This is a genomic window from Rhodococcus sp. MT28 (assembly GCF_058792695.1).
On sequence record NZ_JBXAFD010000007.1, the window covers coordinates 79,841 to 95,028 of the forward strand.

The 15,188-nt window shown below is 63.3% G+C and carries 13 protein-coding genes; 2 read left to right on the forward strand and 11 right to left on the reverse strand.

From position 1 onward, the window contains the following. Positions 1-67: 67 nt before the first annotated feature. The 3 genes from AC1Q6C_RS25300 to lepA form a co-directional block, all read right to left on the reverse strand. Positions 68-1,048: an ABC transporter substrate-binding protein gene (locus AC1Q6C_RS25300; RefSeq protein ID WP_230359918.1), complete on the reverse strand. Its 981-nt coding sequence runs from the start codon at positions 1,046-1,048 to the stop codon at positions 68-70. A gap of 80 nt (positions 1,049-1,128) precedes the next feature. Then, on the reverse strand, positions 1,129-2,058 hold the full coding sequence (locus tag AC1Q6C_RS25305; protein ID WP_230358820.1) for an NAD(P)H-dependent flavin oxidoreductase: 930 nt from the start codon (positions 2,056-2,058) through the stop codon (positions 1,129-1,131). Positions 2,059-2,064: 6 nt separating this feature from the next. Continuing rightward, on the reverse strand, positions 2,065-3,957 hold the full coding sequence (lepA, locus tag AC1Q6C_RS25310) for a translation elongation factor 4 (RefSeq protein WP_003944564.1): 1,893 nt from the start codon (positions 3,955-3,957) through the stop codon (positions 2,065-2,067). Between the two features lie 72 nt (positions 3,958-4,029). Between lepA and AC1Q6C_RS25315 the strand changes: the two genes are divergently transcribed. Further along, complete coding sequence (locus tag AC1Q6C_RS25315) at positions 4,030-4,563, forward strand: type II toxin-antitoxin system PemK/MazF family toxin (RefSeq protein WP_007731034.1); 534 nt, start codon at positions 4,030-4,032, stop codon at positions 4,561-4,563. Positions 4,564-4,593: 30 nt separating this feature from the next. Here the strand turns inward: AC1Q6C_RS25315 and AC1Q6C_RS25320 are convergent, their stop codons facing one another. Genes AC1Q6C_RS25320 through AC1Q6C_RS25335 form a run of 4 tightly spaced genes read right to left on the reverse strand, consistent with a single transcriptional unit; the run spans position 4,594 to position 8,919 of the window. Next, on the reverse strand, positions 4,594-5,367 hold the full coding sequence (locus AC1Q6C_RS25320; protein WP_030536621.1) for an aquaporin: 774 nt from the start codon (positions 5,365-5,367) through the stop codon (positions 4,594-4,596). Between the two features lie 59 nt (positions 5,368-5,426). Continuing rightward, entirely contained in the window at positions 5,427-6,257 is an 831-nt protein-coding gene (locus tag AC1Q6C_RS25325) for a transglutaminase family protein (protein WP_007731033.1), read from the reverse strand. 8 nt (positions 6,258-6,265) lie between these two features. After that, a complete protein-coding gene (locus AC1Q6C_RS25330) occupies positions 6,266-7,237 on the reverse strand; it encodes an alpha-E domain-containing protein (protein ID WP_003944483.1) in 972 nt (323 codons plus the stop codon). 56 nt (positions 7,238-7,293) lie between these two features. Further along, positions 7,294-8,919, reverse strand: coding sequence for a circularly permuted type 2 ATP-grasp protein (locus AC1Q6C_RS25335; RefSeq protein ID WP_003944471.1), 1,626 nt, complete (start codon positions 8,917-8,919; stop codon positions 7,294-7,296). A 197-nt stretch (positions 8,920-9,116) separates the two neighbouring features. Between AC1Q6C_RS25335 and rpsT the strand changes: the two genes are divergently transcribed. Beyond that, positions 9,117-9,377: a 30S ribosomal protein S20 gene (gene rpsT / locus AC1Q6C_RS25340; protein WP_003944567.1), complete on the forward strand. Its 261-nt coding sequence runs from the start codon at positions 9,117-9,119 to the stop codon at positions 9,375-9,377. A gap of 672 nt (positions 9,378-10,049) precedes the next feature. Here the strand turns inward: rpsT and holA are convergent. From holA to AC1Q6C_RS25360, 4 genes are all read right to left on the reverse strand, one after another. Further along, entirely contained in the window at positions 10,050-11,027 is a 978-nt protein-coding gene (gene holA / locus AC1Q6C_RS25345; RefSeq protein WP_003944476.1) for a DNA polymerase III subunit delta, read from the reverse strand. Beyond that, positions 11,024-13,384 (reverse strand): ComEC/Rec2 family competence protein, encoded by a 2,361-nt coding sequence (locus AC1Q6C_RS25350; protein WP_492666872.1) that lies wholly within the window; start codon positions 13,382-13,384, stop codon positions 11,024-11,026. Before AC1Q6C_RS25350 ends, holA begins: the two co-directional genes overlap by 4 nt. Continuing rightward, complete coding sequence (locus tag AC1Q6C_RS25355) at positions 13,381-14,262, reverse strand: ComEA family DNA-binding protein (RefSeq protein WP_116056537.1); 882 nt, start codon at positions 14,260-14,262, stop codon at positions 13,381-13,383. The genes AC1Q6C_RS25350 and AC1Q6C_RS25355 overlap by 4 nt, the downstream gene beginning before the upstream one ends. Positions 14,263-14,343: 81 nt before the next feature. Next, positions 14,344-15,186 carry a DegV family protein gene (locus AC1Q6C_RS25360; RefSeq protein WP_054826980.1) on the reverse strand — a complete coding sequence of 281 codons (843 nt, stop codon included), beginning with the start codon at positions 15,184-15,186 and terminating at the stop codon, positions 14,344-14,346. Positions 15,187-15,188 lie beyond the last annotated feature (2 nt).

Consider the following 15,188-nt stretch of genomic DNA (forward strand, 5'->3'; position numbering starts at 1 on the left):
CCCCCCCCCACCCCCCCCCTCTCCCCCTCTCCCACCCCCCCTGGGTCACAAAGGCCCCACAGCAGGTCTAGCCGGCCACCGCTTCGAGCTGCGGCGTGATCGATTCGAGCGAGTACTTCAGCGACAGCGACGACGGAGTGTTCAGGCCGGCAACAGTCGGATAGTCGACGATGGCCAATCCGCCACCCTTGACTGCAGGCAGGTCGGCAAACCCCGGCAGCTTCATCATGTCGTCGAGCGACCCGCCGTTGGGCAGCAGCACCACGACGTCGGCGCTGAGAGCGTCGACCCGTTCCGGGCTGAGTATCAGCCGGCCACCGGTCACACCGGCCTCGTCGACCAGCTTGGGCGGCAACGACATTCCCAGACGCGTGAACAGTCCCGAAGCACCGTCCTTGGGATCAGCGACGATCACCAACTGCGACGTCGGGAAGACGTACTGCGACAAAAGAGCGGTCTTACCCTTCAGCCCCGGCAACCGCTGTGCGAGCGCATCGATCTGCCCGTTTGTCGCCTCGACGATCTCGTCGGCTCGCGACTCCTTGTCGAGAACCCGGCCGAGAATCTCCACCTGGTCCTGCCACGGATCGACCTGGACGTCGGACAGACCGGCAATTGTCGGAGCGATCTTGCTCAACTGGTCGAAATCGTCCTGATCGGCGACGGAGAACCCGCCGAGAATCAGATCGGGATCCAAGGCTGCAATTTCTTCAGCTTTGAGCGGGACACCGAACTGCTGGATCGCCGAGCGATCGAGTTCCTTCGCCGACGCGTCCACGCCACTCTCCCACGGGAACAGACCACGCTCGTCGCCCATCGGGCCGGCAGCCAGGTACCCCACCGGCTGGATTCCGAGTTCGAGCAGAGCGTCGAGCCACTGGGTGTCGGCCGCGACGATGCGCGTCGGCGTCCCGGTGATCGTGGTGGCGCCGAACTTGTGGTCGATCGTGGTGACCCGACCGCCCGCGGTCTCGTCGGCGTCCGAGGACGAACATCCGCTGATACCTACGACCAGCGCTCCCAAGAGAGCCACCGCCGAAAACTTCATCGCACGCACGAAAATACTCCTCCACTAGTTAGCAGAGGCTTACCTTCTCATATGGGACCCGGCTGTGTCCGACCTTGCTTTCAGGCGAAACGAGAGAGCAGACGCTCCGCATCGGCGCCGATGCGTCGAACCACGTCGCCGGCCGGATGGGTTCCGTGTACGAGTCCGACAGCTTCTCCGGCGTAGACGACTCCGCTGTGGGGATCCGACGGGTCGTACGCCTTTGCCAGCATTTCCTCATCGGCGTCGACTCCGTGCCAGGCGGCAGTGAACTCGTTGGCCACCGCGCGGCCACCCCACCGCTGCGGCCACGGTTGACTGCGCGCTCGGTCGAACACCGAGGTGTAAATCGTGTCGGCACTTCCGGCTTCGACGACGCGCTCGCGGGCATAGTCCGGCCCGACCGTCTCCGGGCTGGCGAGCAGCGCCGTTCCGATCATCACGCCTTCCCCGCCGGCCGCCAGGACTGCGGCCAAACCGCGGCCGGTCCCGATTCCGCCGGCCGCCAGTACTGGAAGTGATGTCGTTTCGAGGATCTCCTGCAGCAGCGGCAAGGTTCCGATTCGGCCCGTGTGACCGCCTGCCTCACCGCCTTGCGCGATCACGCCGTCGACACCCGCGGCCTCGACAATGCGAAGGTCTTCGAGCGTATTGATCTGTGACACAACGGGAATGCCCGCATCGTGGATTCGTCCGACATACGAGGCGGGATCACCGAACGACAAGGTGATCATGGTCGGCTCGACGGCAATCGCGGCGTCGAGCATCAACTCGTTCTCGGGCAGCGACCACGTCATCAGGCCGACGCCGAATTTTCCGCCGATCGACCGGGCCACCTCGGCTTCGCCCTCGATCCACTCCGGTGTGTTGTACCGAGCCGCGCCGAGCAGACCCAACCCGCCGGCCGCCGATACAGCTCCGGCGAGCGCGCCGCCCGCGCGCCCACCCATGGGCGCCCCGAGAACCGGGATTTCGATTCCGAACTCTCGGGACAACCAGGTGGTGACCATGCGCTCCTACTTCTTGGGCTTCTCGCCGACCGATTCCGACGTCAGGGCCGCCACGAATGCTTCCTGCGGCACCTCGACGCGACCGATGGTCTTCATGCGCTTCTTGCCTTCCTTCTGCTTCTCGAGCAGCTTGCGCTTACGGCTGATGTCGCCGCCGTAGCACTTGGCGAGAACGTCCTTGCGGATTGCGCGAATGTTCTCGCGCGAGATGATCTTCGCGCCGATCGCGGCCTGGATCGGAACCTCGAACTGCTGGCGAGGAATCAGCTCACGAAGCTTCGACGTCATGCGTCCGCCGTAAGCGCCGGCGTTGGAACGGTGCACGATCGAGGAGAACGCGTCGACGGCCTCGCCCTGCAGCAGGATGTCGACCTTCACCAGATCGGCCTGCTGCTCACCGGCCTCCTCGTAATCGAGGCTGGCATAACCCTTGGTGCGGGACTTGAGGGCGTCGAAGAAGTCGAACATGATCTCGCCCATGGGCAGTTCGTAGCGCAGTTCGACGCGAGTCTCGGAGAGGTAGTCCATGCCGCCGAGCTCACCGCGACGGGACTGGCACAGCTCCATGATGGCGCCGACGTACTCACTCGGGGCGATGACGGTGCATTTGGCGACGGGCTCGTAGACCTCGCGAACCTTGCCTTCCGGCCAGTACGACGGGTTGGTGACGATGACCTCGGCCCCGTCCTCCATCACGACGCGGTAGACGACGTTGGGCGCGGTGGAAATCAGTTCGAGGCCGAACTCACGCTCGAGGCGGTCGCGGGTGATCTCCATGTGGAGCAGGCCGAGGAAGCCGCAGCGGAAGCCGAATCCGAGGGCAACCGACGTCTCGGGTTCATACGCCAGCGCCGCGTCGTTGAGACGGAGCTTGTCGAGGGCATCGCGCAGCACGGGGTAGTCCGAGCCGTCCATCGGGTAGAGGCCCGAGTAGACCATCGGCTTGGGATCGCGGTAGCCGACCAGCGGTTCGGTCGCGCCGTTGCGGGTGGTGGTGACGGTGTCACCGACGCGCGACTGGCGGACATCCTTCACACCCGTGATGAGGTAGCCCACCTCGCCGACGCCCAGACCGATACTGGCCTTCGGCTCGGGCGAGATGATGCCGACCTCGAGCAGTTCGTGTGTGGTGCCCGTGGACATCATCGTGATCTTCTCGCGGGGACGGATCCGACCGTCGACCACACGCACGTAGGTGACCACGCCGCGGTAGGCGTCGTAGACGGAGTCGAAGATCATCGCGCGGGCGGGACCGTCAGCATCGCCGACAGGCGCAGGTACCTGCTTGATGACCTCGTCGAGCAGTTCCTTGACGCCCATGCCGGTCTTACCCGAGACGCGCAGGACATCACCGGGCTCGCAGCCCGTGATGTGCGCGATCTCTTCGGCATAGCGGTCGGGATCCGCGGCCGGGAGGTCGATCTTGTTGAGGACGGGAATGATCTTGAGATCCTTCTCCATCGCCAGGTAGAGGTTCGCCAGCGTCTGAGCTTCGATGCCCTGAGCAGCGTCGACCAGCAGAATTGCGCCCTCGCATGCTTCGAGCGCACGGGAGACCTCGTACGTGAAGTCGACGTGGCCGGGTGTGTCGATGAGGTGGAGGACGAACTCTTCGCCGTCGACGGTCCAGGGCAGACGAACGTTCTGAGCCTTGATGGTGATGCCGCGTTCACGCTCGATGTCCATACGGTCCAGGTACTGCGCACGCATCGCCCGCTCTTCGACCACACCGGTGAGCTGAAGCATGCGATCTGCCAGCGTCGACTTACCGTGGTCGATGTGCGCGATGATGCAGAAGTTCCGGATCTGCGCAGGATCCGTGAACGTCTTGTCGGCGAAGCTGCTGATGGGAGACCCCTTAGTCGGACCGGCACCGGCCCGGATCCGGGCCACTGTCAACCCTCAGGATATCCAAGTCTCGGCGCCGCCGTACCAGGGGTTCCCACGGGTGGGTGATTATGCTCGAACGCTATGGCAAGCATGTGGAAGCAGATCGGCAGAACCCTCGGCGCCCTCGCGGTGGAGAAGGGCCCTGCGTTGCTGCGCCAGCTGCAGTCGTCCACGTCCCAGTCGTCTGCCTCGAAGCCGGGTCCGACCGGCCGCCCGATCGCCGCGCGAACGTCTCCGACCGCACATCGCGCCCGCAAGGTCGAGTACTCCCCCGACCTCGACGGCAAGGCCGATCCGGGCGAAATCGTCTGGACCTGGGTTGCCTACGAGGAGGATCCGACCCAGGGCAAAGACCGCCCGGTGCTGGTTGTCGGCCGCGACGGCGACACGCTGCTCGGCCTGATGTTGTCTTCGCAGAGTAAACGCGAGGGTGAGCGCGATTGGCTCGCAATCGGTTCGGGTCCATGGGACGGCGAGGGAAGGCCCAGCTGGGTCCGGCTCGACCGGGTGCTCGACGTTCCCGAGAGCGGGATCCGGCGCGAGGGCGCCGTCATGGATCACAAGAAGTTCGACGCGGTCGCGGCAAAACTTCGGGCCGACTTCAGCTGGAGCTGAAGCCGACCCGGACGATGGAAACAGTGTCGATCAGCTGTCCATACGGTTGAACCGTCCGAAGAGTGCTCGATAGATGAGTGCACCGAGCGCACCGCCGATGAGCGGGAACACGATGAACAACCACACTTGACCTAGTGCACCGTCCTGGAACGGTGCGACAGCGAGGCTTCGAGCGGGGTTGACGGAGGTGTTGTCGATCGGGATCGAGATCAGGTGAATGACGGCCAGGGTGAAGCCGATGGACACCCCGGCGAGCGGCACGTCGGAGATCTGGTCGGTCGACGCGAGAACGACGAACACGAGCAGAGCGGTCAGGAGAATCTCGATGATCATCGCGGCACCGATGCCGTAACCGTCGGAAACCACCTTTCCGAGAAGATTCTTCTCGGCAGACGGACTGTGTGCGCCCCAACCGTTTGCACCCAAACCGTCAGCAGCACGGTTGTACGCCGGGAGACTGTTGGCCACCGTGTAGATCACGACGCCTGCGACCAAGCCGCCGATCACTTGCGCGACAACGTAAATCGCCGCATTGACGGCTGAGATTCGCCCGATCACGAATTGGCCGAGAGTCACTGCTGGGTTGACGTGGCAACCGGAAATCGGTCCGATCGCATATACGAGGAACAGCAGGGTCAGGCCGAATGCGAAGGCAACTCCGAGATTGCCGACTTTCGCACCTGCAAAGACGGCAGTTCCGACTGCGGAGAACACGAGCACAAATGTTCCCACCGCTTCGGCCGCATACTTCTTCACATCCGAGATCGGTTCGATCTCAGTCAATTCCTGTGCAGTTGGAGACATATTCCCACCTTCTTCTCATCGAACGGTAGTAATGCTCACGCGCCTAGATTTGCCGGACTTTACGCAAGCCTGGTGATCTCCACAACAACTTCGAGATCTGTGGAGCGTCCACCGGAAAAGATTCCCTTCAAAGGCGGCACATCCGAATAGTCCCTTCCTATTCCGACCGAGACATGCTGTTCATTCACAGCTATCGCATTGGTCGGGTCGTATCCCCACCACGCGCCGGTCCACGCTTCGATCCACGCGTGCGATTCGCCGACCACCGTGTCCCCGACTGCCGCATCACGTTTGGGGTGGAGATAGCCGGAAACGTATCGACACGGTATCCCCATCGTTCGAAGCAATACCAAGGTCAGATGCGCATAGTCCTGGCAGACGCCTTTCCGTGCCGACCACGCCTCGACCGCCGACGTATGCACTCCGGTCGTACCCGGCACATATGACATTTCACCGTAAACCCATTGCGACGCAGCCACTACTGCATCTTCAGGTGATTTATCTTTGCGCAATTCCTTGGCAATTGTCGCCAGCTTACGATCACGCGGAACATATCTCGTGAAACTCAGTTGTTCGTTGAATCGATCTTTAATCGCGTTTCCCGACAATTCATCCCAGTCGACGGTTTCCTCGGGCTGAACGAACGGTTCCGTCTCGACCACCGACAGTCCGGTCACTTCGAGTTCCGTATGCGGGGCGTGCAAGTCGAAGGCGGTCACCGCGGTGCCCCAGTAATCGGTGTATCGGTAGGAACGCGTTGCCGGCTGGGTTTCGACGCGCGTGAGTATCACCGTCTGCCTGGTGTCGCCGCGAGGTGTCAATCGCGCTTCGTTGTACGACGACGTCACCGGGGCGTCGTACGCATATCCCGTGGTGTGCACGACCCTCATCCGCCAGCTCACAGCTCTCCCTCCACCGTCGACTCCGCATACGCGGCGCCGGCATCCGTCCACGCGACCCACGGCGCAGCGTGGAAGTACTGCAATGCAATTGCCTCACCCAGTTCGCGGCAGGTCTCCTGCCAACCGAGCAACCGTCCCTGCAGATCCTCGAGCAACACGCCCTGCGGCAGGAACTCGAGTTCGCTGCGTGCGCGGCCCAGAAGCCGCGGCGCCTCCGCCCGGATTCCGACGCGACTGCCCGGCTGCGGGTCGAGCTCCTGCAGGCACTTCTCGGCCTGCCTGATCGAGTGGAACACCGAGCGCGGAAAGAGCCTGTCCAACAAGATGAACTCGACGACGCGATTGGCGTCGAGTGCTCCGCGATACGTACGCAGATACGTGTCATGTGCGCCCGCCGAGCGAAGAACGCTGACCCATGCCGGCGACGACGGGCGGTCACCGGCGCGCGCCAGAAGCATCCGCACGATCATGTCGACACGTTCGATCGACCTGCCCAGCAGAAGGAACCGATAGCCGTCGTCGCGACTGAGCGTGGAATCCGCCAGGCCCGCGAACATCGCTGCGCGTTCCTCCACATAGCGGAAGAACTCGTGTGGCCCCAGCCTGCGTGAGGCACGTTCACGCTCGGCCAGTCCGTTGTACGTGGTGTTCAGGCACTCCCACATCTCACTCGACGTGACCTCACGCGCCCCGCGAGCATTCTCACGTGCACTTGCCAGCGAGTCCACGATCGAACCAACCTGGTTGCGGCTGAACGCAACCAGATCGGTGAGCGAGCGCACGTCGAGCTTGCCCTCCGGCGCCTCGATGCCGAGGACACGCAGGAGCAGACGCGACGTTCGGTCCGGGTCGACGGTGGCGTCGTCGAGCAATTGATGGACGGCGACGTCGAGGATCCGAGCAGTGTCGTCGGCGCGCTCGACGTAGCGGCCGATCCAGTAGAGGGACTCTGCGTTGCGAGCAAGCATCGGTCACCACGCTCCGTTCACTGATAGTTCTTGGTAGCTGGGCACTTCCGAGGTGTTCACTGTTGCTGCTGCTGTTGTTGCTGCGAGGTGCTCAGTTCGGGACCCTGCACCGGCTCCGCGGATTCCGGGGGCTCGGACACCAGTTCCTCGCCTGACAACTCTGGGTCTTCGTCAGAGGTGCGACTCGCAAGCACCCACGTGTCCTTGCTTCCGCCGCCCTGGCTGGAGTTGACCACCAGCGAACCTTCCGGAAGTGCCACCCGGGTCAGGCCGCCGGGCAACACCCACACGTCCTCACCGTCGTTGACGGCAAAGGGCCGCAAGTCCACGTGGCGCGGCGAGAGAACATCGTCGATCTTGGTCGGCACCGTGGACAACTGCACGAGTGGCTGCGCAATCCACCCGCGCGGGTCTGCCTTGATCTTGCGGGTGATCGCGGCCAGTTCCTTGGGGCTCGCGTCGGGTCCGAAGACGATTCCGTAGCCGCCGGACCCTTCCACCGGCTTGATGACCAGTTCGGCGACGCGGTCGAGGACTTGCTCGCACTCCTCGTCCAACCAACAGCGGAACGTGTCGACGTTCTGCAAGAGCGGCTTCTCACCGAGGTAGTAGTCGATGATCTGCGGAACGTAGGTATAGACGAGTTTGTCGTCACCGACTCCGTTGCCGACGGCGCTCGAGATCACCACGTTGCCCGCCCGCGCCGCATTCAGTAGGCCTGCGACGCCGAGAATCGAATCCGGACGGAAGTGCATCGGGTCGAGATACTCGTCGTCGATGCGCCGATAGATGACGTCGACCTGGCGCTCGCCTTCCGTCGTGCGCATGTACACCATGTTGTCGCGGCAGAACAGGTCGCGACCTTCGACGAGTTCCACACCCATCTGACGAGCGAGCAACGAATGCTCGAAATAGGCGGAATTGGCGATACCCGGTGTGAGAACAACCACTGTCGGGTCCGCTTCGTTGAGTGCAGCACCCGCACGCAGCGCCCTCAGCAGGTGTGTTGCGTAATCACCGACCGCCCGCACCTTGTGGGACATGAACAGATCCGGGAACACCCGAGTCATGGTGCGACGGTTTTCCATCACATAGGAGACACCGGACGGAGATCGCAGATTGTCCTCGAGAACTCGGAACTCTCCCGCCTCGTCTCGGACCAGGTCGATACCCGCGACGTGAATTCGCACACCGTTGGGCGGCACGATGCCTGCCGCTTCACGGTGGAAGTGCTCACACGAGGTGACCAGGCGGCGCGGCAACACGTGATCGCGCAGGATTCGCTGCTCGCCGTAAATGTCCGCGAGAAACAACTCGAGCGCCTTCACCCGCTGTTTGATGCCCTTTTCCAGCCGCGACCACTCCTGGGCGGCGATGACGCGTGGCACCAGATCCAACGGGAAGGGTCGTTCCTGCCCGGACAGCGAGAACGTCACACCTTGGTCGATGAATGCGCGTCCGAGTGCGTCGGCACGCGCGGCGAGGTCGGCGCTGCTCGTCGGCGCCAGGGCTTTGTACACACCCTTGTACGGACCACGCACCGAGCCGTCGGGCTCGAACATCTCGTCGAAAGCCAACTCGTAGCGACCGATGTCTGAATATCCGTCGAACACTGCGGCAGGACGCGCTCGGGTGGTGGTCGAACCTGTTTTACTCGAACTTTTCGAAGGCGGCGGCGTCATAGGGCAACATGCTGCTACAAGTGGGGCTATTCGGCAGCGCGGCGAGCAATCGGGCGCTCGGTGTACCCTTCTCGACAGACGCAACGTGCGACGGTTTGGGTTCTTGGGCCCTCGGCTGGTAATCTTGCCAGTCGGTGCATCAGTGCGCCCACAGCTTTCTCGACCGTAACCAGCTAAAGACGACAAGGATTTTACGCGTGGCCAACATCAAGTCCCAGGTGAAGCGAATCCGTACCAACGAGGCGGCCCGACTCCGTAACCAGTCGGTGAAGTCCTCGCTGCGTACCGCGATCCGTTCATTCCGCGAGGCTGCGGCAGCCGGTGACAAGGACAAGGCCAACGAGCTCCTCGTCTCCACCAGCCGCAAGCTCGACAAGGCAGCCAGCAAGGGCGTCATTCACGCCAACCAGGCTGCCAACAAGAAGTCTGCACTCTCGCAGGCTGCCAACAAGCTCTGACGTTTCCACTGTGACGGTTCGCCGTCATACTGGTTCGTCTCGATAGCCGCCAGGTCGAAAGACCAGGCGGCTATTTTGCGTATTCAATCGGGTCAGTGCGAAGACCCGCCATCCATGTCTTTCAGCGAATATGTGGAGCGGGCTGCAACCATCTGATGATGGCGATCAACGGGCACGGGAAGCGCCCTCGAAGCTGGTTGTTCACGACTGTCTTCTGGGCGGTCGTCGCTTTCGGCGTAGGGGCCGCCCTGGGAATCCCTCGTTGGTGGGAATCATTGACGGTTGCAGTCGTCGGAGGTGCCGCAAGCTACGGATGGTGTAAGCGCAGGCAACGTAGCGAATTCCGGATCTTCTTCGGCGTGATGTGTTCACTCGTTGCGATTCTGGCGTTTCTCGCCGTTGGACGAGCGCTACTCACCACCGTGAAGGTGCCGGTGGACAGCATCGGACAAGAAACCATTGTCTGCGGCAGTGTGGTGAATCCGGTGTCGCACGACTCACTACGGGTGACCGACATCAGAACAGGTGAACCAACGACACGGCCTCAGGCCATTCCGCATACTCAGTTGGAGCAAGCCTGCGTGAAACGCCTCGACTACCGGGCGGGTGAGGCCACGGCCGCCACTGTCGTCGGACTACTTCTGGCCGGACGCGCAGTAGGCCACGTTGTACTCAGTTCTTCCGCAACGCGCACACTTTCCGCACTGCCATCTCCAGGGCGAAGGACGAGTCGACTGCGGCACCCTTCACGTCGGCATTGAGGGCGGCGACGATCTGCATCGCAGCGCCGATCGACGTGGGATCCCACCCGCCGACCTCCTTGATCGCCTTCTTGACCTTCCACGGCGGCATTCCGAGATCCGACGCCAACCGGAACGGGTCACCGCCCCGTGCAAACGGGCCGACCTTCGCGATGGTGTGGACTGCGTCGGCGAGGGCATCCGCGAGCAGAACATGGGCTGTTCCGATCTGATCTGCCCATCGGAGCGCCTCGAGCGCACCCCGGGTATCGCCGACGATGACTTTGTCGGCCACGTCGAATCCGGAAACCTCGGCCTTGCCCGAGTAATACTTGTGGACCGCATCGACGTCGATCTTGCCGCCCGTATCTGCCGCCAATTGCGAGCAGGCCGACGCGAGTTCGCGGAGGTTGGAGCCGACGCTTTCGATCATCGCGGCGATCGCATCTGGCGCAACCCTGACGTCTGCGGTCCGAAACTCACCCCGGACGAAGTCGACAAGCTGACTCTTGTTCAGTTTTCCGCAGTTGTGAACCGTCGCGCCGAGCTTCTCGAGGGCCGGCGCCAACGCTTTCGCGCGACCGCCGCCCGAGTGCACGACGATCAGAACCACACCTTCTGCCGGCTCGCGTGCAGCCTCCAGGACAAGCGCTACGGCATCTTTGCCTGCTTCTGCAGCCGATTCCAAGACGATCACACGGTCTTCGGCAAAAAGAGAAGGGCTGAGCAACTCGGCCAACTCGGGAGCATTGGTGTCGCCCGCACGCATCTTGGTCACCGGGAGATCCGAAATACCCTGGCCGCGGTCACCGCGGACAGCTCTGATGAGCTGCGATACCGTGCGGTCGATCAGGAACTCGTCGTCCCCGAGAACAAGATGCAGCGGATCGACTCCAGACGGATTACTCACCCGACGATGGTCCCACGAGGAACCGACACGATCGACACAGACCCGCCGCCCCCGCCGTACACAGCGACGGTGCCGTCGACGTCGGTCCGAACCACCGCCCCGCCCAATGAATCCAGTTCATCGAGAACCTCCGCATTCGGGTGCCCGGAACTGTTGCCGACGCCGACGCTGATCATCGTCAACCTCGGACGCACCGCTTCCAGAAATGCCGACGACGTGGTCCGAGAACCGTGATGGGGCAGCTTCAACACATCGGCCTTCACATCCGTACCCGATCGGAGGATGGCCTCCTCCCCCGCAACTTCGGCGTCGCCCGTCAACAGAATTCGACCCGCGCCCGTGTGCGCCATCACCACCAGCGACTGATCGTTCGCGGCGTCCGCGCCGTCCCCCGTATCGCGGGGAGCCGGAAGCAACGGTCCGAGAACCTCCACGTTCACCGATCCCAGCGTCAACTCCATACCTGCGAGCAACGAGACAACCGGAACGGCCTGCGAGTCGGCGGCATCCTTCATCGCTCGAAAACCTGACTCCGGCAACAACATCGACCCGACTCCGACCGCAGCGACCGAACGCCCACTCAGGACTGCTTCCAATCCACCGATGTGATCGGCATGAAAATGACTGATCATCAGCAACGCGATGTCGTTGACGTCCAACATGTTCAGGCAACGATCCATCGACGTGGGATCAGGACCGACATCGATCACGATCACCCTGCCGTCTCCAGTCGAGAGCACAAGACCGTCCCCCTGACCGACGTCGCACATCACCAGTGCCCACCCCGGAGCAATACGGCCACCCCCGAACACGTGCTGAAAGATCAGGGCCAGAACAACTCCCAGAACGAGAACGCCGAGCACCCGTCTCGAAATCCGATTCCACAGCGTCAGGGCCGTCGCCAGTAGGACTCCCACGACGACGAGGGCACCGATGAGTCCTGACGGCACTACCACCGACGCTCCGGGAAGCGCCGCCGCCCGCTCGGACACGCACAGCAGCCACCCCATCGGCGGCCGCACCAATGGCGCGACGAACACCGCGATCGGTGGACAGATCAGCGCACACAAGGCAATCACCGCGCCGAACACCGTGATGATTCCGATCACCGGCGCCACCGCCATGTTCGCGGCAATCGTGACCACGCTGAAGGTTCCCGCCATCGCGCCCACCAACGGTGCAGTCACGACAAACGCAGCACCCGAGACAGCTGTCATCTCCGAAAACCAACGGGGCCAGCCTCTTCGGCGAAGCACGTCCACCCACACCGGAGCAATGATCACCAGCGCGCCCGTCGCAGTAGTCGACAGCGCAAATCCCCAGTCGACGGCCAGCTCGGGCCTCACGACTACCAGAACGATGACGGCGGCGGCAAGCGCAGGCAGCGCCTGTTTGCGCCGACCAGTGACCAGACTGAGCAGGCCTACCAAGCCCATCACCGACGCGCGTAGAACACTCGGCGACGGCCTCGCGACGACAACAAAGGCAACGAGGGCTACCACCGCCAAAGCGGCGCCGACCCGTGGACTGAGCGCCGCGGCTCTGACCAACAGCAGAACGGCCCCGAGCAGAATGCTGATGTTGGCGCCGGACACCGCGGTGAGATGGGAAAGTCCGGCAACGGTGAAGTTGTCCTTCACCACCGGCGACAGCGCCGACGTGTCTCCGACGACGAGGCCAGGCAGCAGACCCGCCTGATCCGGCGGGAGTGCAGCCGAGCACGCAGCCGCGAAACGAATGCGCACCACACTCGCCCATCGCTGATACCAGGGCACTTCTCCCACCGCGACGGGAGGCCCTTCGGACGTGATCACGGCGAGCGTGGAATCGCTACGCCATGGCTGACTCGCCCGGCCACGAACCGTGAGGCTCTGCCCTGGAACAACTTCGAGCCACGACGAACTGGGCGCCCGGATGGTGACCAAGCCGCCTCCGGAGTACCTGCGGTTCTGGGCAGTCACCGAATTGACGGTTGCCCTGAAGAAGACCTGCCCTTGACCCACCGCGCCGGAGACCACGTGCGGATCCTCCGAGGGTTCCACTTCGACACTCACCCAAGCTCCCTCGAGAGAAGCTCGGGTCAGTGGGTGCCTCTCCGCCTCGGACGCCCGCCACCCGCCGACGGCACTACACCCGGCACCGAACAGCAATGCAACCAACATGATTCGTACCCACCCCGCTGATGTCCGGCGCACAACCACGTAAATGAGGAGTGCCGCTGGAACCGCACACGCCACCGCCAGTACCCACGCGGCGACCGGGCCGAACAGGATCCCCACCGCACTGCTCCCCCACACCGCGACCGCCGACAGAAGCAGTCGAGCGTCGAGGACCGGCGAGGCTTCCGGTTCGTTCACACCGACACCAGCACTCGCAATTTGGCCAACCTTGCCGGGCCGATCCCGTCGACTTCCCCCAATTGTTCTATGTCCGTGAATTTTCCGTTGGATGTGCGCCAGGAGATGATCGCCGCAGCCGTTACCGGCCCTACCCCGGGAAGCTCGTCCAGTTCGGCCTCGGTGGCGATATTGAGGTTCACCAGCCCAGCCCCGCCGGATTCCCCCGTAGCTGCGGGGCTGGTCCCTCCTGCAGTGGTACTCGAAGAAACACCACCGGACTGATCGGCCGCACCAACCACGATCTGATCGCCGTCGACAAGTTTCTGAGCCAGATTCAGGCCCACCGTCTCCGCACCGTCGAGCACGCCACCTGCCGCAGCAAGAGCGTCGGCGATGCGCGAGCCCGAATGAAGATTGACAAGCCCAGGCGTGCGCACGAGCCCGACGACACTGACCACCACAGCCTCGGGCGGCTGCTCTGCCACGACGCCGGTCGGTACAGGACTGGCTGATTCACCATCGCCGGCAGTCACATTCTTCGCCGTGACATTCTGGGGCGAGGGCAACGGTGGGACCGCCTGCATGCTCGGAGAATCCCACCACACGGCGAACAAGCCGATTCCCGTGGCCAGAACTGCAACGATCGCCAACACCCAGGTCGCCGACCGACTCGGGCGCCAACGTGTACCGCGCCAGTGTTCGGGCAATCGGTCGAACCGTGACGAGTCGGGCTGAGCGTCGTAGTCGTCCTCGTCGAAGTCCCGAAGCCACTCGGGGGACCTCTCGAAAGACCCTGAATCCTCGAATTCGTCGACGTCCTCGTGTCGCCGCCGGTAGTTGCCGTCCATCGCCGCGAGGCGATCACGCGCCCGCTCGCGCTCCTCGCTGATCCTCATGACTGGACGCTAACGAGAGACCTCGCCGCCAACGACGAACAATTTGTATCTGTGGAGAACTCGCGGATTGTGGAGAAACGATCAGGCGCTCGTGTCGATCTCCGGCAACGGGCACACCACAACACCGATCGCGCCGACACCGACGTGCGCTCCGATAACCGCACTGAAGTCGGTGACGACGGATTCCGCTACGTCGGGAATGCGCTCGGCCAACTGTTCTGCTATCCCGTCCGCACGCTCTCGCGCGCGCATGTGATGCACGGCTATCGCCACACGACCGAGACCGGCGCGTTCGACTGCCGAATCCACCAACCGTGCAAGAGCTTTGGTGGTGGTACGTGTCTTCTCGCCGAGCACGAGCTTGCCGTCCACCAGATGCAGGATCGGCTTCATCGCCAATGCAGTGCCCAGCAGTGCGGCCGCGGTTCCGATTCGTCCTCCCCTACGCAATTGATCAAGTTTGTCGACGACGATGTAGCAGCGCCCACGGCTCGCTACGTCGACCGCCCGGCCGTACGCCTCTTCGAGTGAAGCGCCCTTCTCGGCCAAGCGTGCAGCTTCGAGGACGGGATATCCCAAACCCATACCGGCGGACTGTGAATCGACGATGCGGACGGCGCCACCGAACTCCTGGGCCGCGACTCGTCCGGCTTCCCACGTTCCCGACAGTTGGCGTGAAATGTGAACGGCGAGAACGCCGTCACCGTCGCTCATGTCCAGGGCGCGTGCATACGCTTCGGACAACTCGGCGGGCGACGCTCCGGCCGTTGTCACTCCCGACAGGTCGCTCGGCATTGCGTCGACGCCCTCTCGCAAGTCGCAGCCGTCACGGAGCACGTGGAGCGGAACAACCTGAATGCCACATGCGTCGGCCGACTCCTGCGGGATGCAGGCGGAGGAATCCGTGACGACGACGACCGGCATTC

Bases quoted from the DNA above. Each gene is read 5' to 3' on its own strand.
- AC1Q6C_RS25335 (WP_003944471.1), bottom strand. From the start codon at position 8,919: ATGACGCCGCCGCCTTCGAAAAGTTCGAGTAAAACAGGTTCGACCACC.
- AC1Q6C_RS25360 (WP_054826980.1), bottom strand. From the start codon at position 15,186: ATGCCGGTCGTCGTCGTCACGGATTCCTCCGCCTGCATCCCGCAGGAG.
- AC1Q6C_RS25320 (WP_030536621.1), bottom strand. From the start codon at position 5,367: ATGTCTCCAACTGCACAGGAATTGACTGAGATCGAACCGATCTCGGAT.
- AC1Q6C_RS25300 (WP_230359918.1), bottom strand. From the start codon at position 1,048: ATGAAGTTTTCGGCGGTGGCTCTCTTGGGAGCGCTGGTCGTAGGTATC.
- AC1Q6C_RS25355 (WP_116056537.1), bottom strand. From the start codon at position 14,262: ATGAGGATCAGCGAGGAGCGCGAGCGGGCGCGTGATCGCCTCGCGGCG.
- AC1Q6C_RS25305 (WP_230358820.1), bottom strand. From the start codon at position 2,058: ATGGTCACCACCTGGTTGTCCCGAGAGTTCGGAATCGAAATCCCGGTT.
- AC1Q6C_RS25325 (WP_007731033.1), bottom strand. From the start codon at position 6,257: ATGAGGGTCGTGCACACCACGGGATATGCGTACGACGCCCCGGTGACG.
- AC1Q6C_RS25330 (WP_003944483.1), bottom strand. From the start codon at position 7,237: ATGCTTGCTCGCAACGCAGAGTCCCTCTACTGGATCGGCCGCTACGTC.
- AC1Q6C_RS25315 (WP_007731034.1), top strand. From the start codon at position 4,030: ATGGCAAGCATGTGGAAGCAGATCGGCAGAACCCTCGGCGCCCTCGCG.